The 22,211-nt window shown below is 66.4% G+C and carries 27 protein-coding genes; 13 read left to right on the forward strand and 14 right to left on the reverse strand.

Going from position 1 to position 22,211, the window contains the following annotated elements; all coding sequences use genetic code 11:
- The first annotated feature begins 59 nt into the window (after positions 1-59).
- Together ABZ293_RS31540 and ABZ293_RS31545 are read left to right on the forward strand one after the other, a co-directional pair.
- On the forward strand, positions 60-422 hold the full coding sequence (locus ABZ293_RS31540; RefSeq protein ID WP_354953546.1) for a hypothetical protein: 363 nt from the start codon (positions 60-62) through the stop codon (positions 420-422).
- 76 nt (positions 423-498) lie between these two features.
- The gene (locus ABZ293_RS31545) at positions 499-1,209 is read left to right on the forward strand and encodes an HNH endonuclease family protein (protein WP_355186601.1); all 711 of its coding nucleotides are present in this window, start codon (positions 499-501) and stop codon (positions 1,207-1,209) included.
- A 71-nt stretch (positions 1,210-1,280) separates the two neighbouring features.
- Here ABZ293_RS31545 and ABZ293_RS31550 read toward each other — a convergent pair whose 3' ends face one another.
- A complete protein-coding gene (locus ABZ293_RS31550; RefSeq protein WP_355186646.1) occupies positions 1,281-2,087 on the reverse strand; it encodes a sulfurtransferase in 807 nt (268 codons plus the stop codon).
- A 234-nt stretch (positions 2,088-2,321) separates the two neighbouring features.
- On the opposite strand from ABZ293_RS31550, the gene ABZ293_RS31555 reads away from it, so the two are divergent.
- Complete coding sequence (locus tag ABZ293_RS31555; protein WP_355186603.1) at positions 2,322-3,542, forward strand: benzoate/H(+) symporter BenE family transporter; 1,221 nt, start codon at positions 2,322-2,324, stop codon at positions 3,540-3,542.
- Positions 3,543-3,656: 114 nt separating this feature from the next.
- Here the strand turns inward: ABZ293_RS31555 and ABZ293_RS31560 are convergent, their stop codons facing one another.
- Genes ABZ293_RS31560 through pdhA form a run of 3 tightly spaced genes read right to left on the reverse strand, consistent with a single transcriptional unit; the run spans position 3,657 to position 7,160 of the window.
- The gene (locus ABZ293_RS31560) at positions 3,657-5,054 is read right to left on the reverse strand and encodes a dihydrolipoamide acetyltransferase family protein (RefSeq protein WP_355186605.1); all 1,398 of its coding nucleotides are present in this window, start codon (positions 5,052-5,054) and stop codon (positions 3,657-3,659) included.
- A 25-nt stretch (positions 5,055-5,079) separates the two neighbouring features.
- Complete coding sequence (locus tag ABZ293_RS31565) at positions 5,080-6,051, reverse strand: alpha-ketoacid dehydrogenase subunit beta (RefSeq protein ID WP_355186606.1); 972 nt, start codon at positions 6,049-6,051, stop codon at positions 5,080-5,082.
- Positions 6,048-7,160, reverse strand: coding sequence for a pyruvate dehydrogenase (acetyl-transferring) E1 component subunit alpha (pdhA, locus tag ABZ293_RS31570; protein ID WP_355186608.1), 1,113 nt, complete (start codon positions 7,158-7,160; stop codon positions 6,048-6,050). The genes ABZ293_RS31565 and pdhA overlap by 4 nt, the downstream gene beginning before the upstream one ends.
- 146 nt (positions 7,161-7,306) lie before the next feature.
- Here pdhA and ABZ293_RS31575 point away from each other — a divergent pair, with 146 nt between their 5' ends.
- On the forward strand, positions 7,307-7,801 hold the full coding sequence (locus ABZ293_RS31575) for an Lrp/AsnC family transcriptional regulator (RefSeq protein ID WP_355186610.1): 495 nt from the start codon (positions 7,307-7,309) through the stop codon (positions 7,799-7,801).
- A 15-nt stretch (positions 7,802-7,816) separates the two neighbouring features.
- Here ABZ293_RS31575 and ABZ293_RS31580 read toward each other — a convergent pair whose 3' ends face one another.
- From ABZ293_RS31580 to ABZ293_RS31595, 4 genes are read right to left on the reverse strand one after another with little or no spacing between them, the layout of a single operon-like run.
- Positions 7,817-8,038 (reverse strand): type II toxin-antitoxin system HicA family toxin, encoded by a 222-nt coding sequence (locus ABZ293_RS31580; RefSeq protein WP_355186612.1) that lies wholly within the window; start codon positions 8,036-8,038, stop codon positions 7,817-7,819.
- Positions 8,035-8,256 (reverse strand): type II toxin-antitoxin system HicB family antitoxin, encoded by a 222-nt coding sequence (locus ABZ293_RS31585; RefSeq protein ID WP_327095706.1) that lies wholly within the window; start codon positions 8,254-8,256, stop codon positions 8,035-8,037. Before ABZ293_RS31585 ends, ABZ293_RS31580 begins: the two co-directional genes overlap by 4 nt.
- Positions 8,257-8,305: 49 nt before the next feature.
- A complete protein-coding gene (locus ABZ293_RS31590) occupies positions 8,306-8,728 on the reverse strand; it encodes a thioesterase family protein (RefSeq protein ID WP_354953560.1) in 423 nt (140 codons plus the stop codon).
- Entirely contained in the window at positions 8,725-9,684 is a 960-nt protein-coding gene (locus tag ABZ293_RS31595) for an AraC family transcriptional regulator (RefSeq protein WP_355186614.1), read from the reverse strand. The genes ABZ293_RS31590 and ABZ293_RS31595 overlap by 4 nt, the downstream gene beginning before the upstream one ends.
- Before the next feature lie 80 nt (positions 9,685-9,764).
- On the opposite strand from ABZ293_RS31595, the gene ABZ293_RS31600 reads away from it, so the two are divergent.
- Both ABZ293_RS31600 and ABZ293_RS31605 read left to right on the forward strand, forming a co-directional pair.
- Positions 9,765-10,613 carry an NAD(P)H-binding protein gene (locus ABZ293_RS31600; RefSeq protein ID WP_355186616.1) on the forward strand — a complete coding sequence of 283 codons (849 nt, stop codon included), beginning with the start codon at positions 9,765-9,767 and terminating at the stop codon, positions 10,611-10,613.
- A gap of 219 nt (positions 10,614-10,832) precedes the next feature.
- Positions 10,833-12,134: an MFS transporter gene (locus ABZ293_RS31605; protein ID WP_355186618.1), complete on the forward strand. Its 1,302-nt coding sequence runs from the start codon at positions 10,833-10,835 to the stop codon at positions 12,132-12,134.
- Positions 12,135-12,137: 3 nt separating this feature from the next.
- On the opposite strand, the gene ABZ293_RS31610 is transcribed toward ABZ293_RS31605, so the two are convergent.
- On the reverse strand, positions 12,138-13,040 hold the full coding sequence (locus ABZ293_RS31610; protein ID WP_355186620.1) for a TIGR03620 family F420-dependent LLM class oxidoreductase: 903 nt from the start codon (positions 13,038-13,040) through the stop codon (positions 12,138-12,140).
- Between the two features lie 89 nt (positions 13,041-13,129).
- Here ABZ293_RS31610 and ABZ293_RS31615 point away from each other — a divergent pair, with 89 nt between their 5' ends.
- The gene (locus ABZ293_RS31615) at positions 13,130-13,669 is read left to right on the forward strand and encodes a helix-turn-helix domain-containing protein (protein WP_355186622.1); all 540 of its coding nucleotides are present in this window, start codon (positions 13,130-13,132) and stop codon (positions 13,667-13,669) included.
- A 34-nt stretch (positions 13,670-13,703) separates the two neighbouring features.
- Positions 13,704-13,943: a hypothetical protein gene (locus ABZ293_RS31620; RefSeq protein ID WP_355186624.1), complete on the forward strand. Its 240-nt coding sequence runs from the start codon at positions 13,704-13,706 to the stop codon at positions 13,941-13,943.
- A 132-nt stretch (positions 13,944-14,075) separates the two neighbouring features.
- Here the strand turns inward: ABZ293_RS31620 and ABZ293_RS31625 are convergent, their stop codons facing one another.
- From ABZ293_RS31625 to ABZ293_RS31635, 3 genes are read right to left on the reverse strand one after another with little or no spacing between them, the layout of a single operon-like run.
- On the reverse strand, positions 14,076-15,506 hold the full coding sequence (locus tag ABZ293_RS31625) for an NAD(P)(+) transhydrogenase (Re/Si-specific) subunit beta (RefSeq protein ID WP_355186626.1): 1,431 nt from the start codon (positions 15,504-15,506) through the stop codon (positions 14,076-14,078).
- On the reverse strand, positions 15,506-15,844 hold the full coding sequence (locus ABZ293_RS31630) for an NAD(P) transhydrogenase subunit alpha (protein WP_355186628.1): 339 nt from the start codon (positions 15,842-15,844) through the stop codon (positions 15,506-15,508). The genes ABZ293_RS31625 and ABZ293_RS31630 overlap by 1 nt, the downstream gene beginning before the upstream one ends.
- Positions 15,844-16,962, reverse strand: coding sequence for a Re/Si-specific NAD(P)(+) transhydrogenase subunit alpha (locus ABZ293_RS31635; RefSeq protein WP_355186630.1), 1,119 nt, complete (start codon positions 16,960-16,962; stop codon positions 15,844-15,846). Before ABZ293_RS31635 ends, ABZ293_RS31630 begins: the two co-directional genes overlap by 1 nt.
- A gap of 395 nt (positions 16,963-17,357) precedes the next feature.
- Here ABZ293_RS31635 and ABZ293_RS31640 point away from each other — a divergent pair, with 395 nt between their 5' ends.
- From ABZ293_RS31640 to ABZ293_RS31650, 3 genes are read left to right on the forward strand one after another with little or no spacing between them, the layout of a single operon-like run.
- Positions 17,358-17,855 carry an HIT family protein gene (locus ABZ293_RS31640; RefSeq protein ID WP_355186632.1) on the forward strand — a complete coding sequence of 166 codons (498 nt, stop codon included), beginning with the start codon at positions 17,358-17,360 and terminating at the stop codon, positions 17,853-17,855.
- Positions 17,852-18,691 (forward strand): maleylpyruvate isomerase family mycothiol-dependent enzyme, encoded by an 840-nt coding sequence (locus ABZ293_RS31645; protein ID WP_355186634.1) that lies wholly within the window; start codon positions 17,852-17,854, stop codon positions 18,689-18,691. The genes ABZ293_RS31640 and ABZ293_RS31645 overlap by 4 nt, the downstream gene beginning before the upstream one ends.
- Positions 18,692-18,697: 6 nt before the next feature.
- A complete protein-coding gene (locus tag ABZ293_RS31650) occupies positions 18,698-19,336 on the forward strand; it encodes a Type 1 glutamine amidotransferase-like domain-containing protein (RefSeq protein WP_354953588.1) in 639 nt (212 codons plus the stop codon).
- A gap of 25 nt (positions 19,337-19,361) precedes the next feature.
- Here the strand turns inward: ABZ293_RS31650 and ABZ293_RS31655 are convergent, their stop codons facing one another.
- Entirely contained in the window at positions 19,362-19,847 is a 486-nt protein-coding gene (locus ABZ293_RS31655) for a GtrA family protein (RefSeq protein ID WP_355186648.1), read from the reverse strand.
- Between the two features lie 137 nt (positions 19,848-19,984).
- Positions 19,985-20,296 (reverse strand): hypothetical protein, encoded by a 312-nt coding sequence (locus ABZ293_RS31660; protein WP_354953590.1) that lies wholly within the window; start codon positions 20,294-20,296, stop codon positions 19,985-19,987.
- A gap of 223 nt (positions 20,297-20,519) precedes the next feature.
- Here ABZ293_RS31660 and ABZ293_RS31665 point away from each other — a divergent pair, with 223 nt between their 5' ends.
- Together ABZ293_RS31665 and ABZ293_RS31670 are read left to right on the forward strand one after the other, a co-directional pair.
- Positions 20,520-21,878, forward strand: a complete 1,359-nt coding sequence (locus ABZ293_RS31665) for an FAD-linked oxidase C-terminal domain-containing protein (RefSeq protein ID WP_355186636.1) — start codon at positions 20,520-20,522, stop codon at positions 21,876-21,878.
- A 35-nt stretch (positions 21,879-21,913) separates the two neighbouring features.
- Positions 21,914-22,198, forward strand: a complete 285-nt coding sequence (locus ABZ293_RS31670) for a GNAT family N-acetyltransferase (RefSeq protein WP_355186638.1) — start codon at positions 21,914-21,916, stop codon at positions 22,196-22,198.
- Positions 22,199-22,211: the final 13 nt, after the last annotated feature.

Here is a 22,211-nt window from a genome sequence, read left to right on the forward strand (position 1 = left end):
ATCCGCTGGTCATCGCGAGAGAACCGCAGTTGGGTGTCAACGGAAGCGGAGGGCAAAGCATGACGATTCTGCTCCAGGTACTCGAGCAGAGCTTCACGCCGACTACGCCGTGGGAACGGCGCAAATTCACCTTCGTCAATGCCGACAAGATCGTCGGCATGCGACTCGACGGACAATCCGGCGTCTGGCTGGATCTGTCGCGTCCTGGTGAATCTCAGCGTCTGGCCCGAACCCTGGACCCGCGTGAGGCGGTCACGTTCCTGCTCAACACCTTCGCGAAGATCGCCGAATGCGAGGAGCGCGGCGGCTCGTGGTTGATCGGGCACGATGGCGCGCACCCGGAGTCCATATCGGCGACCAGATTCCCGCCGCGGACGAGCGAAGTCGCCGATGACGAACTGCTGGCGCGCGCCTGGTTGTGAGCCCTGACCGGCTCGCTTCTCGAGGCGCTCCAGCTAGGCGCTACGAATGTCGGTGCATGCGGGTACATCTGACACCGTGCGTGCCGACATTCGACGATGGCTGCGTGCCCTGCTCGCGGTGGCGCTGCTCGCCGTGCCCGCATGCGCTGACCTGGGCACCGAACCGGTCGCGCGCACACCGGACAGCCCGAGCCGGGCCCAGCTCGAGCATCTGCTCGCCTCGGTGCGGGTCGTCGCCGTGCGCGGGCATCCGGGTGGTTATGAGCGCGGATGTCAGGAGGGGCGGGGATGCGTATTCGGTCCGTCCTGGACAGATGACTACGACGGACCCGGTGGGCACGACGGCTGCGATACCCGCAACGACGTGCTGAGCAGACAGCTGACCGGAGTGAGCTTTCGGCCCGGCACCAACGGCTGTGTGGTCACCGCGGGCACCCTCGACGATCCGTACACCGGCAACCGGATCACATTCAGCAAAGCCGATGCGGGCGATGTCCAAATCGACCACGTCTACCCGCTGGCCGCTGCCTGGGATATGGGTGCGGTGTACTGGCCACGCGAGCGCCGGGTGCGGTTCGCCAACGATATCGATGCGAATCTGCTCGCCACCGCCGCGAACACCAACCAGGCCAAGGGCGACAGCACGCCGTCGGCATGGCTGCCGCCCGCGCGGGCGAACCATTGCTTCTATGCGGGCAGATACCTCACCGTGGCGGTCCAGTACGACCTGCCGGTGACGGCCGCGGATAGCGCAGTCCTGATCGATATCGCCCGCACCTGCCCGTGATTCGCGTCCGGCGCCGCGTGCGTCTCGGGAGGATGCATTCCAGCTGTACTGCGCCTCGCACCGGGCCGGACTCAGGCTCCGGTGGCGACCGGACGCTTCGGGTCATTGGACCACTGCGACCACGAACCCGGGTATAGGGCCGCCTCGATGCCAACGGCGGCGAGTGCGGCGACCTGGTGGGCCGCGGTGACGCCGGACCCGCAGTAGACCGCGATCGGTCCGGACCCGAAGGCGGCGAACCGATCCCGCAATGCGTCCAGAGCATGGAATCGGCCGCTGGCGTCGAGGTTGTCCGCGGTCGGTGCGCTGACCGCGCCCGGAATGTGTCCAGCCTGCGGATCAACGGGCTCCACCTCGCCGCGATAGCGTTCGCCCGCACGCGCATCCAGCAGTACACCCGACCATTTGGCGGCGGCATCGGCATCGATCACCGGCATCTGCCCCGGCTGCACCTCGACATCACCGAGTTCGGGATCGGGTTCCGCGCCGGTGGCGATCTCGCCGCCCGCACTGATCCACGCGGGCAGGCCGCCGTCGAGAATCCGCACATCCGCGATCCCGGCCCAGCGCAGCAGCCACCAGGCCCTGGCCGCGGCCATACCGCCGGTCGCGTCGTAGACGACCACCGGATCCCCGTTGCACACACCCCAACTGCGCGCACACTTCTCCAGCTGCGTCGGATCGGGCAGCGGATGCCGCCCGCGCGCCGGTGACGGTGGCGCCGCCAGTTCGGTTTCCAGGTCGACGAAGACCGCGCCCGGGATATGCCCTTCCAGATAATGCTGCGGGCCGTCCGGATCCCCCAATGCCCATCGCACATCCAGTAGACGAACCCGCTTGTCTGCCAATACTTCCCGAAGTTCATCCGTCGAGATCAGTACCGCGCTCAACAAAGCTCCTAGTTCTGAATCCGTACCCTACGAGCACCGACGCTCCTCACCCTACGCATTCACTAGCACAGATGTCAGCGCGCCATGAAAGGTACCGGCGGGTAGACAAGACCCCTTTCGGTCGGCAGCACACGCCCTCGGGAGTGCGCGCGCCAGCAATTCAGTCCAGTTTCGAGCGACTGGCTGTGACAACTGGACTGATGACCGGGGAAGATCCCAGAAATGTCCAGGCTTTCCCCGGCGCTCGCCGAATCCTCACCAGCAGCATCGGCTACCGCGCAGGCGCGGCTCACCCAGCCGCTCGCCGCCGGTGTCGTGACCGCTTTGGTCGGGTTCACCAGCGCATTCGCGGTAGTGCTCAGTGGTCTGACCGCGGTGGGGGCCAGCTCGGCGCAGGCGGCATCGGGACTCTTGGCACTCTGCGTGACCCAGGCCATCGGCATGATGCTGCTGAGTTACCGGTATCGGCTGCCCATCACACTGGCCTGGTCGACACCGGGCGCAGCGCTGCTCGCCAGCACGGGGGCCGTCGCCGGTGGCTGGGCGGCGGCGGTCGGCGCATTCGCGATCACCGGAGTGTTGATCGTGATCACCGGACTCTGGCAGCGGCTCGGCAATCTGGTCGCCGCGATTCCGGTGGAGATCGCGCAGGCCATGCTCGCCGGAGTGCTGCTGCCGCTGTGTCTCGCACCGGTGAAGGCCGTGCAGGCCAGTCCGGCGGTGGTGGTCCCGGTGATCACGGTGTGGCTGGTGCTACAGCGATTCGCCAAGCGCTGGGCGGTGATCGCGGCCTTTGCCACCGCCGCGATCGGGGCGGGCATCAGCATCGCGGTGCAGCACAAACATCTCGATCTCGCCGCCATGGCACCGTCGCTCGAATTGACCATGCCGCAATGGAGCTGGCAGGCGATGATCGGTATCGCCATCCCGCTCTACATCGTCACCATGGCGTCCCAGAACATTCCGGGCACCGCCGTCATGAAGTCCTTCGACTACCAAGTGCCATGGCGCGCTTCGATGACCGTCACCGGTATCGGCACCATCCTCGGCGCGCCCGCGGGCGGCCACGCCATCAATCTGGCCGCGATCAGCGCCGCGCTCTCGGCGGCTCCGGCCGCGCACCCGGATCCGAAGCGTCGCTGGATCGCGGCGTGCACCGCGGGCGCCACCTACCTGCTCCTTGCGCTCGGCTCGGCCGCACTCGTCACACTGATCGCCACCGCCCCCAGGGGCACGCTGGAAACCGTTGCCGGACTTGCCCTGCTGGCCACCCTCGCCGCGGCGCTGGCCGGTGCGCTGAAGTCCGAACAGCACCGCGAGGCGGGTGTCGTCACCTTCCTGATCGCCGCATCCGGAGTCGGGTTCCTCGGCATCGGGGCGGCCTTCTGGGCTCTGGTCGCGGGTCTGGTCGTCCGCAAAGTTCTTGCGCACCGTCAGGACTGACGTCCTTTCGGGGATGGCCCGAGCTGAACGACAGTGCGGCTCGGACTGAGAGGCCTGCCCTGAGCTTCGGGTGCAGCGGCAGCCTCCGCAGGACGCAACCGCGCCTGCGCTGGGCTACATGCGACTCAGCAATGTCAACGGGTCCTCGAGCAATCCGGCGACGGTCGCGAGGAACCGGGCGGCGAGCTCACCGTCGATCATCCGGTGGTCGAAGCTGATACCGAAGGTGGTCACCCAGCGGACGGCGAGCTCATCGCGAAATACCCACGGGCGCTTGCGGATCGAGCCGAGGCACAGGATGGCCGCCTCACCCGGGTTGACCAGCGGAACACCGGTGTCGACACCGAAGACGCCGACATTGGTAATGGTGAAGGTGCCACCGCGCAGGTCCGTCGGCGTGGCGGCGCCGGAGCGGGCGGTCTCGGCCAGCCAGCCGATTTCGCGGCACAGCTCGCGCAGGCTCAATGCCTGGGCTTCCTTGAGATTGGGCACCAGCAGGCCGCGTTCGGTGGCCACCGCGATGCCGAGGTTCACATAGTGCCTGGTGACGATCTGTTGATTCGCCTCGTCCCAGAAGGCGTTGATACCGGGATACTCCGCGAGTGCCGCGAGCACCGACTTGGCGACCAGGGCCAGCGGCGTCAGCGTCAGGCCCTCGAAGGATTTGGTGGTGCGCAGGTGATCGAGCAGTTCCATGGACGCGGTGAAGTCGATGGTCACGAAGGTACTGGCCTGCGGGATGGTGCGGGCACTCAGCACCATTGCGGCAGCCATGCGTTTGCGGATCCCGCTGATCGGCGTGCGTTCCTCGCGAACCGCGGGCCGAATGATCCCCGCGTTCGGATCGGTGACCGAGGGCGGCACGGGCAGTGCGGTGGCCTGGTCGCCATCGCCGATGCGGCCCGCCACGGCCCGCGGCTGCGATACCGGGACGGCGCCGCGCACGTCATCGATCGTCACCGCGCCATCGGGGCCCGAACCCGCGATATACCAGAGGTCGATCCCGAGTTCCTTGGCGAGCTTGCGTGCCGCCGGGGTAGCCGCGGCCCGGCGCATCCCCGCCGTATCGCTCGCCCCCAGGTCGCCGGGCTTCGCGCCGACCTCCTGCGAATCACCCTGCAGCGCAGGGGATTCCGCTGGCACCGGCCGACGCCGCCGGGACACCGGCTCGCCTTCGGGCCCATACCCCACCAGTACCGAGGTCCGCCCGTTCGCACCCTCCTGCGCGGCTCCGGTCTCCAGGTCGTTGCGCACCCGGATCAAAGGCGCGCCCACCGCGATCGTCTGGCCGGGTTCGGCGAGCAATTCGACCACCGTGCCCGAGAAGGGCGAGGGCAGCGATACCACCGCCTTGGCCGTCTCCACCTCGGCGATCGTCTGATTCAGCCGCACCGTCTCGCCGATACCCACCGACCACGACACCAACTCCGCGTCGGCGAGTCCCTCGCCGAGGTCGGGTAGTCGGAATTCCAGAATATGACCCTGATCTTCGGCGGGGGCGCGATCTTCCACTGGGGCACCTCTCAGTCAGCGGTAGTCAGGCGGCGAGCGAGCGATCGACCGCGGCGAGGATGCGGTCCGGATCGGGCAGGTGGTGCTTTTCGAGCTTAGCCGGGGGGTAGGGGATGTCGAACCCACCGACGCGCAGTACCGGCGCCTCCAGGTGGTAGAAGCAGCGTTCGGTGATCCGCGCGGCGATCTCGGCGCCGAGTCCGGCGAAGACCGGCGCCTCGTGTGTCACGATCAGCCTGCCGGTCTTGGCCACCGATGCCTCGATGGTGTCGAAGTCGATCGGCGAGAGACTGCGCAGATCGATCACCTCGAGCGAATGGCCCTCCTCCGCGGCGATTTTCGCGGCGGTAATGGCGGAAGCCACGGTGCCGCCATAGGCGACGATGGTGGCGTCGTCACCATCGGCGCAGACGCGCGCCCGGTGCAGTGGCAGTGCGTCGGCGTCGAAGTCGACCTCGGCCTTATCCCAATAGCGCCGCTTGGGTTCGAAGAAGATCACCGGATCATCGAGCGCGATCGCCTGGCGGATCATGAAGTACGCGTCGGCGGGATTGCTCGGCGTCACCACGCGCAGTCCGGCGGTGTGCGCGAAATACGCCTCGGGCGACTCGGAGTGATGCTCCACCGAACCGATCCCACCGCCGAACGGAATGCGAATCGTGATGGGCGCGATCACCTTTCCCTGCGTCCGATAATGGATCTTGGCGACATGCGAGACGATCTGGTCGAAGGCCGGATAGACGAAGCCGTCGAACTGGATCTCGCAGACCGGCCGCCAGCCGCGCAGTGCCATGCCGAAAGCCGTTCCGACAATGCCGGATTCGGCCAGCGGCGTATCGATGACGCGATTGCTCCCGAAATCCTTCTGCAGGGTGTCGGTCACTCGGAACACCCCGCCGAGGCGACCGATATCCTCCCCCATCAGCACGACCTTCGGGTCGTCGTCCATGGCCCGTCGCAGCCCGGCGTTGAGTGCGGCGGCGAAGGTCGTGATCATGTGGGAACTCCTTCCGGTCGCGCGGTGGCCTGGCCGGGATCACCGGCCAGGTACGCCGCGTACTCGCTGCGCTCTTGGCTGATGAGCGGATGCGAGGTGGCATAGACGTGATCGAACAGCTGCGACGGCGCCGGATCCGGCATGTCGATGGTCGCGGTGCGCACCTGGTGCGCGACTTCGTCCGCGCGTGCACCGACCTGACGCTCGAATGCCGTGTCCCACAGCGTCTCTCGTTCGAGTAGCTTGCGCATCCGCTCGATCGGGTCGCGGCGGGCCCATTCCTCGGTCTCGGCGGCGGAGCGGTAGCGCGTCGGATCGTCGGCGGTGGTGTGCGGGCCCATCCGATAGGTGAGGGCTTCGATGAAGGAGGGGCCGCCACCGGTCCTGGCCCGCGCAGCGGCCTGTCGGGTAACCGCGAGCACGGCGAGTACATCGTTGCCGTCGACCTGTACGCCCGGAATCCCATATCCGTAGGCGCGCCGCGCGATCGGGGTCGCGCTCTGGATTCGGACCGGGGAACTGATCGCCCAGTGGTTGTTCTGGCAGAAGAACACCACCGCCGCGCTCCAACTCGCGGCGAAGCCGAGTGCCTCGGCGAGATCGCCCTGGCTGGACGCACCGTCACCGAAGTAGGCGATGGTCGCGATCTCCGCGCCGTCGAGGTGGGCGGCATAGGCGTAACCGGTCGCGTGCAGGCCTTGGGAGCCGACGATGATATTCGGATTGGTCATATTGACCGCGCGCGGATCCCAGCAGGAGTGCGCGACCCCGCGCCACATCCGGGTGAGTTCGGTCGGATGGACGCCGCGGCAGTAGGCCACGGCGTGCTCGCGGTAGCTGCAGAAGACGTAATCGTCGGGGTTCAAGGCATATGCCGAGCCGACCTGCGCGGCCTCCTGCCCGAGCATCGGCGCCCACAGTCCGAGTTGCCCCTGCCGTTGCAGCGCGGTTGCCTCGACGTCGATCCGACGGGTGACGACCAGGTCCTGGTACAGCGCACGCAGCTGTTCGGACCCGATATCGGTGATCAGGGCGGCGTGTTCGCGATCGAACACGCGACGGCCGTCGGGTTGTACCAACTGAACCGGGTACTCGGTTTTATTCGTCATTCGGGATCGCCTCCTGACTGCGAGCACAGGGCGGGTGTGCCCCATATCACATAGCATCCACGAGAAGGCGATGTGCGCAAGTGATCAATACGCGAGTAAGCAGAATGCCCAATTCTGAACCGCGAACTGATGTCATACTGCGTCGTATGACCAGTAGAGAACCCGCCGACGTGACCTTGGACGCCACCGACGCGCGGCTATTGCTGGAACTGGTCGCCAACCCACGTGCGACCGGCGTCGAGCTGGCCACCCGGCTCGGTTTGTCCCGCAATACCGTGCAGGCGCGGCTGTCGCGCTGGGAGGCGAGCGGGGTGCTCGCGAGCTTCGAGCGCCGGGTGCAACCGCGAGCACTCGGCTATCCGCTGGCGGCCTTCGTCGCGGTCGTCGCCGATCAGCACCGACTGGATTCGGTGGTCGACGAACTCGCCGAAGTGCCCGAGGTGACCGAGGTGTGTGGCATGACCGGGCTGACCGACCTCACCGTGCGGGTGGTCGCGACCGATGCCGACGATCTGTATCGGATCGCCGGTCAGATATTGAAGATTCCCGGTGTGGAGCGCACGAATATGGCATTGGTGATGCGGGAATTGGTCGGCCCGCGCACGGCCCCGCTATTGGACCGGCTGGCCGGATCCAGCTGATCGTTGGCCGACGGCTTACAACAGGTCGAGGAATTCGGTGGCTGTCATTCCGGCCTGCCGGAGGATCGAGGCGAGCGTGCCGCGCTTGACGGTGCCATGCAGCGGCACCACCGCAGTCCTGCCGTCTTCGCGACGATAGACCGCATGGCTGCCTGCCGTTCGCACGTGTTCGAATCCGACAGATTCCAAGACTCGCAAGACCTTCCGCACCGGAAGGTCCGACAGCGCCGGGCTCACGCCGCGGTGCCGGGAATCTGGAATGAAGTCACCAATGGTGTGGCGGTTAGCTGGGGTTCCGGCGCCTCGGCGAGGTAGAGCGCGACCGCTTCACGCAGATTGTTCAGAGCCTCCTCGATCGTCTGGCCCTGACTGGCGACATCGACCTCGAGGCACTGTGCGACATACCAGTCCTCTTCCTGGTGCACCGCAGCCGTCAATACTCGCTGATCAGCCATGGAAGTAGTGTCCCACAAGGTCTTCGGCCGCCGCATCGTCCGGCTCGGGTCAGTCGGTGAGGAGGGTGGTGGCGGCGGTGCGGATTATTTCGGGGATTTCTACTGGCTTGCGGGTTTCGTTGTCCACGTAGACGTGGACGAAGGTGCCGGTGGCGGCGAGTTCGAGGGCATCGCCGTCTTCGCGGAAGATGGCGAGGTCGTAGGTGATGCTGGAGCGGCCGAGGCGGGAGACGCGCAGGCCGACCCTGAGCTGGTCCGGAAAGCTGAGCGAGCCGTGGTACTGGCAGGAGGTCTGGGCGACCACGCCGAGGGCGGGCAGTTCGCGGATATCGGTGCCGGTGGCGTGCATCAGCCAGGCATTGACCGCGGTGTCGAAGTACGAGTAGTACGTCACGTTGTTGACGTGGCCGTAGTGGTCGTTATCGGCCCAGCGGGTCGGCACCGGCCAGAGGACTGGATACTGCTGCGTCACCCGGCCGACGATAGCTCAGCCGGGGTGGTGCCCTGCCGGTGGTCGCGCGGACTCACGCCGAAGTGGCGTTTGAACGCCGTACTCAGGGCGAACGCGCTGCCGTAACCGACTTGGCGGGCAATGGATTCGATGGTGGCGTCGGATTCCTGCAGCAGGTCGGCGGCCAGGGCCAGGCGCCATTCGGTGAGGAACGACATGGGCGGCTCACCGACCAGATCGGTGAAGCGGCGGGCCAGCGCGGCCCGCGAGACACCGACCGCATCGGCCAGGCTGGCGACCGTCCAACCGTGGGCCGGATTGTGCTGCAGCAGCCGCAGCGCCTTGCCGACCAGCGGATCGCTATAAGCGTGATACCAGGCGGGCGCGTCATTGCGCGCGAACCAGGCGCGCAGGGCCGCGATCAGCACCATATCGAGCAGCCGGTCCAGTACGACGCCCTGTGCGGGCTCATCCTTGGTGGCCTCGTCGACCAGGATGTCGAGCAGCCGGGTGTCGAAATCGCCGCGCTGCAGCACGATTACCGGCGGCAGGGCGCGCAGCAGCCGCTGACTGGCCGCGCCCGCGGACTCATAGGTGCCGGTCACCATCAGCGTGGCGCCGTCCGCGTCGGTCCCCCACTGACGCACACCGAGACTCAGTGTCTCGCAGAGGATTTCACCGTCGGCCGTCTTGGTGATATTGCCGGGGTCGATGAATATCTGCGGTTCGGTGGCCGGATCGTCGGCGACCGTATAGGGATCGGGACCGCGGAAGATCGCGATATCGCCCGCGTTCAGCTCCCGCGGCTTACTACCAGCCGCATCGGTCATAATCCAGGCCGTGCCACGGATCATCGAGACCACCGTCAGCGGCGCCCGATCCTGGATGCGCAGCGACCACGGCGGATCGAGCAGTGAACACATGACGAACGCGCCTCGGGCGCGTGGACCTTCGAGCAGACTGGCGAGCGCATCCACGCATCAACAGTAGACGCTGACGCATGATCACGAGCCGCTGAACTATGTCTCGTCGCGGCCAGCGCCGATGTACTGAAACCATGACAAACAGCAGCTCTCACCAGCGTCCCATCCTCGTCACCGGCGGCACGGGCAAGACCGGTGGCCGCGTCGCCGCCCGGCTGCGCGCGGCCGGTCACGCGGTCCGCATCGGATCGCGCGCGGCCGAGATCCCGTTCGACTGGGCTGATCGCGGCACCTGGACACCGGCGCTGTTCGGTGTCGACGCGGTATATATCGCATTCCAGCCGGATCTGGCGGTGCCCGGCGCGGACGAGACCATCCGCGCATTCGTCAACGCGGCGAAGGCCAACGAGGTGCGCAAGCTCGTCCTGCTCTCCGGCCGCGGCGAGCCGGAGGCCGAGCAGTGCGAGCGGATAGTGCAGGGCTCGGGATTGGACTGGACCATCGTGCGCTGCAGTTTCTTCGCACAGAATTTCAGCGAGGGCGCCTTCCTGGAGTACATCCTCGCCGGTGCGGTGGCGCTGCCCAATGGTGATGTGCCGGAACCGTTCGTGCACGCCGACGATATCGCCGACGTCGCCGTCGCCGCGCTGACCGAGGACGGACACGACGGCGAACTCTACGAACTGACCGGACCGAGGTCGTTGACCTTCGCCGAGGCGGTCGCCGAGATCGCCGCGGCGACCGGACGCACGATCGAGTTCATCCCGATCTCGCGCACCGATTTCGTCGCGGCGCTGACCGAATACCAGGTCCCCGCCGATGCGGTCAGCCTGCTCGACTACCTGTTCGGCACCGTATTGGACGGTAGAAATTCCAAAACCGAGGATGGCGTATGGCGGGCGCTGGGGCGGGAACCGAAAGATTTCCGGGATTTCGCCGATGTGACGGCAGCCACAGGAATCTGGAACATTCAGGACTCGTAAGATAGTTGGAACGCTATAGAGACCACCGCGCGGACGCCGATCTCAACGGCGAGATCCGCGGAGCCGGTTAACCGAGCCGATGATGTCCCGGACCGACTCCCCGCGCGGTTCCGGATCAACCGCGACCAGGAGGTCGCATGCCAGGACGCGCCTTCGGATAACGCCCGGCTCGAGGTACCGATCGCGAACCGCGCGGGATCAATCGGTACCGTCGAATCGGTGGCCACCACGACGATCGATCCGCAGACCCGGATAGCGCGCGCCGCAGTGTTCGTGGTGTTCGCACTGAACGGCTTCCTGTTGGCCATGTGGGTGGTGCACATCCCGGCCATCACCGACCGCACCGGTATCGCGCACTCCACCCTCGGCATGTTCATTCTGATGCTGGCCGGTGCTGGCATTGTCGGTATGCGCATCGCGGGGCCGCTGGCGGACCGCTTCGGCAGCCGGACCATGGTCGGAGCCGCCGCGGCGATCACCGCGGTGTCGGTGCTCGGCCCCGGACTCGCGACGGGGCCGGTCACCCTGGCGATCGCGTTGGCCTGTTTCGGTTTCGGGAACGGCGCGCTCGACGTCTCGATGAATACCCAGGCGGTACATGTCGAGCGGGCGTATCAGCGGCCGATCATGTCGGCATTCCACGCATTGTTCTCCGGTGGCGGCTTACTCGGCTCGCTGTTGGGCGCGGCTGCCCAGAGCGCGGGATGGGATGTGCGCTCGACGTTATCGCTCGCCGCGGTGGGCGGGTTGCTGGTGCTCGCCGCACTTGTGCCGCGACTGCTCGGCGATACCGGATCGGTTGCGGACGAACCGAATCCGGACCCGCTCAGCCCAGATCCGCCGAACATCGGCACGCACGCGCAGAGCCACATTCCGCCGGGCCATCGACAGGACCGCGTTGCGCAGGACATGGGCGATGGATCCGAAACGCCCACCCACACAACCGCATCGGAGCCAGCCGCCTCGGCGGACCGCTCCCGAAGAGTCCTGACGCTGGCCGCGATCGCATTCGCACTCTTGCTGACCGAGGGCGTGGCCGCCGACTGGAGCGCACTGCAGGTCCGCGACCACCTCGATGTCGACGACGCCACCGCCGCACTGGCATTCGGCGCATTCTCCGGCACCATGACCGCGGGCCGCTTCGCCACCGACCGGGTGGCCGGAGCCTTCGGCAGCGTCGCCGTGGTCCGCTACGGCACCTTGATCGCCGCGTGCGGGCTGGTGCTGATCATGACATCCGGATGGCTACCGCTGACGCTGCTCGGCTGGGCCATGTGCGGTCTCGGCCTCTCTGGCGGCATACCGCAAATCTTCACCGCCGCAGGCAATCTCGGCTCCAGTACAGCGGCGACCGATATGTCGCGCGTCTTCAGCCTCGGCTACTTCGGCCTGCTCGCCGGCCCCTCCATCATCGGCTGGATCACCGCCATCGTCCCCCTCACCATCGCCATGGTCGTCCCCCTCATCGCCGTCCTACTGTGCTGCCGCTACGCCGGTGTGGTCGGCCCTCAGCGGAAATAGCGGTCAGTCCACGAGCGCGGCGAGTTCCCGCCATTGCGGAAGTGGCAGCGCCGTCGGATCGGCGGTGAGCACTTGCAAACACACGTGATCGGCACCCGCGTCCACATGCTGCCGAACGCGCTCGCCGATCACATCCACATCGCCATATGCCACCACCGAATCCATCAGCCGCGCACTCGGACCGCCCACAATATCCTCGTCACCGAAACCGCATCGGCGCAGATTGGCCACCTGATGCGGCGCGGATTCGAGATACCCGGCGATGTGCGCCTTGGCCACCTCTCGGGCCCGCGCCCGGTCGGTATCGAGGACAACAACCTGCTCGACACCGAGAAACGCCTCCGGCCCGATGATCCGCCGCGCAGCCGCGGTGTGTTCGACCGGCGCGTGATACGGATGTGCACCCCAAGTCCGTTCGGCGGCCAAGGCCAGCATTGCGGGTCCGAGCGCCGCGAGTACCCGTCGCGGCGCGGAGTCCGGCATCGGCCCGTACTGCGGAATGGCGTCCATCGCATCGAGATATCCGCGCATCAGCGCCAGCGGCCTGCCACCGGATGGAACCGTGTAGCCCCCGACTTCGAGGGATCGGCCACCGACCCGCTGACCGCCGAGCCCGAGTAGATAGCGGCCGGAAAACGCCTCGCCGAGCGCGCGTTCGGCCGTGGCCATGGCCATCGGATCACGCAGTGCCACATTGGCAATGCCCGCCGCGACCACGATCCGCTCGGTCGCCCCGAGCAACAGCCACGCCTGCCCGACCGTATCGCGGCCGAATCCCTCGCCGAACCACAGTGCGCCGTAACCCAATTCCTCGATTTCGGCGGCGGCATCGCGCACCCGCCCGGCCGATTGTCCGTCGAAGGCGAAGGTCCAGATGCCGACGCGACCGAGTTCATGCTCCACCATCACCGTGCTCCCTACCTTAAACCGGAGAAGTTCTCCGTTTCCCTGACGCTACGATAACGGAGAACTTCTCCGGTTAACAAGGGGTGCGTATGCGAGTCGACGCTCAGCGGAACTACGAACGTGTACTCGAGGCCGCGACCGCGGCATTCGCCCAGGAGGGCCCCGAGGCCTCCCTCAATGACATCGCCCGCCGCGCCGGAGTCGGTCCCGGGACCCTCTACCGACACTTCCCCAACCGGCACGCACTGCAGGCGGCCGTACTACGCGAGCGGATCGAAGCGCTCTGCGGACATGCCGAGGCGTTGGGGTCGACCGAGCCGACCGCGGCGCTCATCGACTGGCTGCGGGCTCTGCTCGTCCACGCCCGTACCGACCACGGCCTGGGCGGCGCGGTGCTGGCCGGACCGGTCGACCTGGATTTCGACTGTCAGCAGGCCATTCACCGATCAGGTGCTGCCCTACTCGCCAGAGCGCAGCGCACCGGCGGCATCCGCGCGGATATCGCTGTCGACGATGTCATCCAACTGGTCGTGGGCATTGCCCTCGCTGCACGTCATGGCAGCGATCCCGACCAACCGGACCGCCTGCTCGGCATCCTCATGGACGCGCTGCGCTGTCCGAGCGAATAGCGCCGCGCGCCAGCGATATCGGTAAGTTCGAGGGATGTTCGACAACAACAGGCTCGAGCGCAGGATCAATCACCTCGAGCGCAAGCTCGACATGATCATGAAGCACCTCGGTCTCCCTGATCTCGTCCCGGCGTCGGCCTCCGGAGAAATCGACGAACTCATTCGGCAGGGCAAGAAGATCCAGGCCATCAAGCTCTATCGCGACCTCAATCCGGGCAGCGGCCTGAAGGAGGCCAAGGATGCGATCGAGGCGCGCGAACGGCATTTGCGATAAGGACTTCTCGGTGTGACGATGCCGCTCGGCACTGCGCGTTGCGCTGAGCGCTGAGGGCGTTCAGCGCGACGGCCCCCTGTTCGTATCGAACAGCGGGCCGTCGCTTGGAAAGTTGCCGCGCGCGGCAGCGAGTTACAGCGCTTTCAGTTCCTCGGTGACCGCGCCGACCGACTTCTTCGCGTCGCCGAAGAGCATGGAGGTGTGGTCGGCGTAGAACAGCGGGTTGTCGATTCCGGCGAAGCCGGAGTTCATCGACCGCTTCAGCACGATCACGCTCTTGGCCTGGTCGACGTTGAGTACCGGCATGCCGTAGATGGGGCTGGAGGAGTCCTCGCGGGCGGCGGGGTTGGTGACGTCGTTGGCGCCGATCACCAATGCGACATCGGTGCGGGAGAATTCGCCGTTGATGTCGTCCATTTCCTTGAGCGCGTCATAGGAGACCTCGGCCTCGGCCAGCAGCACGTTCATGTGGCCGGGCATACGACCGGCGACCGGGTGAATGGCGTATTTGACCTCGACACCCTTGGCCTCCAACAGCGAGGCCATTTCCTTGACCGCATGCTGGGCCTGGGCCACCGCCATACCGTAGCCGGGGACCACGATGACCTGGTTGGCGTAGGCCATCTGGATCGCGGCGTCCGCGGCGGAGGTGGCCTTGGCCTGCTTCTGCTCACCACTACCGGCGCCGGGAGCGGTGCCGCCGCCACCGAAGCCACCGGCGACGATGGCGGGGATGGAGCGATTCATGGCCTTGGCCATCAGGTTGGTGAGGATGGTGCCGGATGCGCCGACGATCATGCCCGCGACGATCATGGCGGTGTTGTTCAGCGCCAGACCCGCTGCGGCGGCACTCAATCCGGTGAGGGCGTTGAGCAGGGAGATGACGACCGGCATATCCGCGCCACCGATCGGCAGCACGACCATCAGGCCGAGCACACCGGCGAGCACGAGCACGGCGATCATCCAGTACTGCGGCACACCGTCTTTGGTTGCGCCGATACCGATCACCACCGCGGCGGCGATCGCGCCGACCAGCAGTAGCAGGTTCAGCGGCTGCTGGAGCTTGCCGAGACCGATCGGACGCCCGGGTAGGATTTCCTGCAGCTTGCCGAACGCGATCAGCGATCCCCAGAACGACACCGAACCGATGATCGCCGCGAACAGCGACCCGATCACGATATGGACCGTAGGTTCCTCGTCGAAGTGCGAAAAGCCTTGACTGTTGAGGAATTCCGACCACGCGATGAGCGCGACGGTGCCACCACCGACACCATTGAACGCGGCCACCAACTGCGGCATCGCGGTCATCTTGGTGTATTTCGCGGGTGGCACGCCCAGCACGACACCGACGACCAGACCGGCGACGATCAGAATCCAGTTGGAGGTGTGGCGGATCGAGATCAGGGTGGCCACCACTGCGATGACCATGCCCGCGGCGGCGATCAGATTGCCGCGCACGGCGGTCTTCGGGCCGGTCAGGCCCATCAGACCGTAGATGAACATGCCGAAGGCGATGATGTAGAGACCGTTGACCAGGTAGGTCACATTGTCGAAGGTATGCATCACGCTGCTCCCTCTGACCGCTCCGCTGCGGCGACCTTCACAGGTGCGGCCTTCTTGCCCTTGAACATGCCGAGCATCCGGTCGGTAACCACGAAACCACCGATGACGTTCAGGGTTCCGAATACGACGGCGACGAACAGGATGATCTGGGTCAGGATCGAGGGATCCTCGACATTGCCCAACGTCACCAGGGCGCCGAGCACGACGATGCCGTGAATGGCGTTCGTACCCGACATCAACGGCGTGTGCAGGGTATTCGGGACTTTGGAGATGACAGCGAAGCCGACGAACCCGGACAACACCAGGATCGCGATATTGGCAAGCAGTTCGGTGTACATCAGGCATCCACCTCACGGGTAACGCAGGAGTCCGCGAGCACCTGGTCACCGAAGTCGGGCGCGATCTTCCCGTCGACCAACATCAGTTCCAGTAGTGCCGCAATATTTTTCGAGTACAGCTCGCTGGCGTGCTCGGGCATGGTGGCGGGCAGGTTCAGCGGCGAGGCGATGGTCACCTCGTGCTTGACCACGGTCTGACCGGGTTCGGTGAGCTCGCAGTTGCCGCCGGTCTCACCGGCCAGATCCACGATCACACTGCCGGGCTTCATCCCCTGCACCGCCGCGGCGGTGACCAGGCGCGGCGCGGGGCGTCCCGGCACCAGCGCGGTGGTGATCACCACGTCGAAGCCCTTGATCGCATCTTCTAGGGCCTGCTGCTGGGTGGCCTTTTCCTCATCGGTGAGCTCTCGGGCATACCCGCCCTCACCGGCGGCGTCGATGCCCAGATCCAGCCACTGCGCACCAACCGACCGCACCTGATCGGCGACCTCGGGGCGCACGTCGTAGCCGGTGGTCCGGCCGCCGAGCCGCTTTGCCGTGGCCAGGGCCTGCAGACCGGCGACGCCGACACCGAGCACCAGCACGGTCGCGGGTTTCACGGTGCCCGCCGCGGTGGTCAGCATCGGGAAGAAGCGGGTCGATTCCGACGCGGCCAGCAGCACAGCCTTGTACCCGGCGACATTGGCCTGCGAGGACAGCGCGTCCATCACCTGGGCACGCGAAATCCGCGGAATCGCCTCGACGGCGAAGGCTTGCACCCCGGCCGATTTCAATGCGGGAATCTGGTTGTCGGCATTGCGGGGGGCGAGGAAGCCGATCAGGGTCTGCCCGCTGGTCAGCTTCGCCACCTCGGCGTCGCTGGGCGGAGCCACCTTCACGACCACGTCGGCCGACCACGGATCACCGATGGTCGCGCCCACCTCTTCATAGGCCGCGTCCGGAATGAGCGCACCGAGTCCGGCACCCGCTTCGACCACCACTTCCACGCCCTGCTTCAGCAGGCTCGGGATGATCTTCGGTACCAATGCGACACGCCGCTCGCCCGCGTTTGACTCGCGAACGACTCCGACACGCGCTCCGCGCGGCGACTGGTCGCCTACGCTCTGCGTTGTCTCCACTTGTCAGACTTCCTTCTCTGGCTGAGCTTCAAGCAACCGGTCGACGACCGGACGATGTTACTGGAGAGTAAGTTCGTCCAAATCCTCGCAACTGTACCCGGCTCGCGGTGAGCGTAGCTGAGATGACGGTCACAAGTTGCGGCCGGAATCCACCGGTATGTCGGATTCGCGACATCGGGACGGACATGGCGAGTACCTCCGGCACACGCGGTTGATCAGGGCTTTATCGTTTTCGATAGTTGTCGTCGCAGGTAACGGCCACAAGAGCGAACGTAGTGGTCCCTTACTAACCTTCGGGTTCGAATCCTGGTCAGTGCGACACAAAACTCGAGTGGCGTGATGTGCATCATGCCCGAGTCTGTCGCCAATGAGTCGTACGTCGTATGGTCGGCCCTGTGAACGACTGCGTGTTCTGCCGCATCGCGGCGGGCGAGGCCCCGGCGACCAAGGTCTACGAGGACGACACGCTGTGCGCCTTCCTGGACATTCGCCCCATCGCGCGCGGCCACACGCTGATCATTCCGAGACGGCACGCCACCGAACTGGAAGATCTGGACGCCGAATTGGGTGCCCATATCTTCCGCGCCGGACACCGGCTCGCGCTGGCGATCCGGCGCAGCGGCCTGGCCGCCGACGGCGCGAATCTGGTACTCAACGACGGCAAAGCCGCCTTCCAGACCGTCCCGCATGTCCACCTGCACGTGATCCCGCGCCGACACGGCGACAAACTGAGCTTCGCCGCCGGACTGCTGCTGCGACGTCCGCATGATCCACGGTCCACCGCGGCGGCCATCCAGGCCGGAATATCGGCGTTGGACAACGATGACGAGACAACCGCCGAGCAAAGACGACGCTGGGCTGGTCGACAAGATGAGGAAGGACAACAAGGATGACCGCCCCCGCGCTGCATCGGGCCGAGCTGAGCAACCTGCTATCGGAGCAATGGGATGCGATTGCGGCCCTGGTCGCCGATCTGGACGAAGAGCGTTGGCACACACCGTCTCCGCTGCCGGGGTGGTCGTTGTTCGATGTGGTTGCCCATGTCGTCGGGACCGAATCGTGGTTGCTCGGCGAGCGCCCGCCCGCACATGATCCGATTCGGCCGAAGACCGATGTCACCACGCTGCCGCATGTGCGCAATGAAACCGGTGTGCTCAACGAGATCTGGGTCGACCGGCTGCGGCCGCTGTCCGGTAAGCGGCTGCTGGAGCTCTACCGCGAGGTCATCGATCGCAGACGCGCGGCGCTGGCCAGCTTCGGTGACGACGACTGGGCGGCCGAGACCGTATCGCCGATCGGCAAGGTCAGCTACGGCCGGTTCATGCTGGTGCGGCTGTTCGACTGTTGGATGCACGAACTCGATATCGCCGATGGACTAGGCGTTTCCGTCGACGAGGGCGGACTGCGCGCCGAGCTGGCCTTCATCGAACTCACCAACAGCATCGGCCGTGCGGTGGCCAAGGGTGCGCAGGCGCCGGATGGCTCCCGGATCACCTTCGAGCTGACCGGCCCGCTGCCGCGGACATTGCACGTCGCGGTGGACGGGCGGGCCAATATCGTGGAAACCCTGGACGCGCCCGCCACCGTAGTGGTCGGCATGGACTCCGGCCTGTTCGCCCGACTGCGTGGCGGACGCACCGAGGCGGATGCGCACGCGGGCGAGTTCACCGTCTCCGGTGACCAGGAGCTCGGCAACCGCTTGGTCCACAATCTGGCCTTCACCATCTGAGCCTCGGTGCGACTGTTCCTGTCCAGCTACCGATTCGGTGCGCACTACGACCGGCTCGCCGCACTCGTCGGCGAGCCGGGCCGAGTCGCGGTGATCCCCAACGCATGTGACGCCTGGCCCGCGGCCTGGGCGAGCGCGGTCACCAGCGATGTGACCCCGCTGCGTCGGCTCGGCTACTCCCCCGATGTGCTCGACCTGCGCGATTTCATCGGGCGCGCAAGCGATTTGGAGCTGGCCCTGGCCGACTACCCACTGGTGTGGGTGCGCGGCGGCAATACCTTCGTACTGCGCGCCCAATTCGCCCGCAGCGGAGCCGATGTCGTACTGCCGAAGCTGCTCGCCACCGATGCGCTGGTGTACGCCGGATACAGCGCTGGCGCCTGTCTGCTGACGCCGGATCTGCACGGCCTGGAATCCACCGATGATCCCGCCGAGGTCGCACCCGCCTGCGGTGTCGAACCACAGTGGGACGGACTGGGTTTGGTCGACCACCGCATCGTGCCGCATCTGGACTCCCCGACCGACCCGGATGGTGCGTCCGTGCTACTTGCCGCCCGCTATCGCGCCGACGGCGTCGCGCACTGGGCGCTCACCGATAATGACGTCGTCGTGGTGGACGGCGACCGAACCGAGGTGCTGCGGTGATCGGTACACCGCCGACGCTGGGACCTCACGGCGCGTCAGGTGCGAGTTCAGGTTCCGCGCGCACCGCCTCGCGGCCGCGGAACACCACCCAGCGCATCGCGCTGTACATGTAGCCGGCCTCGCACGCCCCCGCGAGCAGGCGTGAGAGGTGGTACTCCAGGCCGAGCGCGGTCAGACCGCTGCCGACGCCGAGGATGAAGGCGAGGTAGTTGACGATGATCACCAGCACATAGACCGCGGCCTGTCTGCCGACGGGTGCGTGCGAGTGGAAGTTGAAGGTGCGGTTGAGCACGAAGCTGAGCCCGAACGCGCAGACATAGGCGACCGTCACCGCGAGCCACACCGGCAGCCCCAGCCCGCCGTGCAGCGCCGTGAGCAGCGCCAAATCGACGCCGAAGGTGAAGCCATTGATCAGCGCGAAGCCGAGAAAGGTCGGCGCGACAAGCCGATTCAGCCCCCACGGCAACCGTGCGACCACCGCCGCACACCACCGGGAGAAGCCGGCCACCATGGCCTCAGTGCTCGTCACGCCGCCAGCATGCCAGCGACAGGTGTCCACCAAGTGATCACCGGGCGAACCGCGCCCGCTGCAACAAGATCAGGCGGCGGCTTCTCGGCGCTGCCGTCGCGGCGCTCACCCGACCTCGATCAGCCGATTTGGGTAAGCGGTGAGCGACGGTCCATATCGGACCAGGCGACCAGCCAGCGGCGGCGGGTGACGTCGTCGACCTCCTCCAGGAGTGCGTCCAGGAGCCTGCGAGGGTCGCGCTGCCACCGGTCGGACAGGGTGGCGATGGCGGTCTTGCCGAACATGCCGGAACGATCCAGTGCGGTGATCCATTCGCTGACGTCGCCCGCGTGGATGCGGTGCAGCGCGTCGGTATCGATGTCACCGTCGACGAATTCGTAGGAGAACACGGCGGCGACCAGTTCGCGGTAGTCCGGCGACTCGACCTGCATGAAACCTCCCTAGGTGTCGCTGCGCACCTTGGATTCGGGCATCCCATCCGGAACCGCGGATGCCTTTGCCCCGGAATTCTTACCGTCGAACCGGCCCGGCACCACTGGACCGGCCCACATCCCGCCGGTCTCCGCGTTGTAGCAAACCTCCAGGGAGAACCGGCGCCGCGACTGTTAGGGTCGACCGTCCACTGCGGCCTTCCCGCCGTATAGCGTGAGTTGTGTGGACCTGCATGACCTGATTTCCCGCCTGCCCGACGGTGCGCTGCTCACCGACCCCGACCTGTTGGCAGGCTATCGGCAGGACTGGGCACGCGACCCCGATGCGGGCACGCCGCTGGCGGTGGTCCGTGCGACCGGCACCGATGACGTCGCGGCAACATTGCGCTGGGCGCACGAGCACCGGGTCGCGGTGGTGCCGCGCGGGGCCGGTTCCGGACTGTCCGGCGGTGCGACGGCCGTGGACGGCGGCATCGTGCTCAGCACCGAACGCATGCGCGCGATCACGGTCGATCCGGTCACCCGCACCACGGTGGTGCAGCCGGGCCTGCTCAACGCGGAGGTCAAGCGCGCGGTAGCCGAATACGGTCTGTGGTACCCACCGGACCCGTCGTCATTCGAGATCTGCTCGATCGGCGGCAATGCCGCCACCAATGCGGGCGGCCTGTGCTGTGTGAAGTACGGCGTCACAACCGATTACGTGCTCGGCATGGAGGTGGTGCTGGCCGACGGCACGGTGGTGCGGCTCGGCGGACCGCGCCTGAAGGATTCGGCGGGCCTATCGCTGACCAAGCTGTTCGTCGGCAGCGAGGGCACGCTCGGGATCATCACCGAACTCACCCTGCGGCTGCTGCCCGCGCAACCACCGCAATCCACCGTGGTCGCGAGCTTCGCGACGCTGAGCGCCGCCACCGAGGCCATCCTCGGCATCACCGGAACGCTGCGCCCCGCCATGCTCGAATTCATGGACGCGGTCGCGATCAACGCGGTCGAGGACGAAATGCGGATGGGTCTGGATCGCGAGGCGGCGGCGCTGCTGGTCGCGCGCTCGGACGCGCCGGGAGAATTCGCCAGGCATGAAGCCGAAGTCATGGTCGGCATCTGCGAAAAGGCCGGTGCCACCGAGGTTTTCCACACCGAGGATCCGGAGGAGGGCGAGGCCTTCACCGCCGCACGGCGTTTCGCCATCCCGGCGGTGGAGAAGATCGGGACGCTGCTGCTCGAGGATATCGGTGTGCCGCTGCCGCGGCTCGCCGATCTGGTCAATGGGATCGCGGCCATCGGCGCCCGCAATGAGGTGCTGGTCTCGGTGATCGCACATGCCGGGGACGGCAATACCCACCCGCTCATCGTGCACGACCCGGCCGATGCGGCGATGACCGAGCGCGCACACCGTGCCTTCGGCGAGATCATGGATCTGGCCATCGAACTCGGCGGCACCATTACCGGCGAACACGGGGTCGGCCGATTGAAGAAGGCATGGCTGCCCGATCAGCTCGGCCCCGATGTGATGGCGCTCACTCGCCGCATCAAGGATTCGCTCGACCCGCATGGCATCCTCAACCCAGGCGCGATCCTCTAGGAACATTCCCGGCCGCGAAGGAGTTTGATCCGAACATGACCACCAGGCTCGAGCACAATGTCGCCGATACCCGGTTCGAGATCTATCTCGACGACACCCTCGCCGGATACGCCGACTACGCCGAACGTGACGATCAGAAGATCCGCGACTTCCACCACACCATGACCTTCCCGGAGTTCCGTGGCCGTGGCGTGGCCGCCCAAGTGGTCGAATACGCGCTGAACGACTCACGCGCCGAGGGCTTCGCCATCATCCCGACCTGCTGGTATGTCGAGAAGTACATCGCCGACCACCGCGAATACGCGGATCTGGTGGCCTAGCGGTAGCGATCGC

Source organism: Nocardia sp. NPDC005998, assembly GCF_040614395.1.
Classification (GTDB): Bacteria; Actinomycetota; Actinomycetes; order Mycobacteriales; family Mycobacteriaceae; genus Nocardia.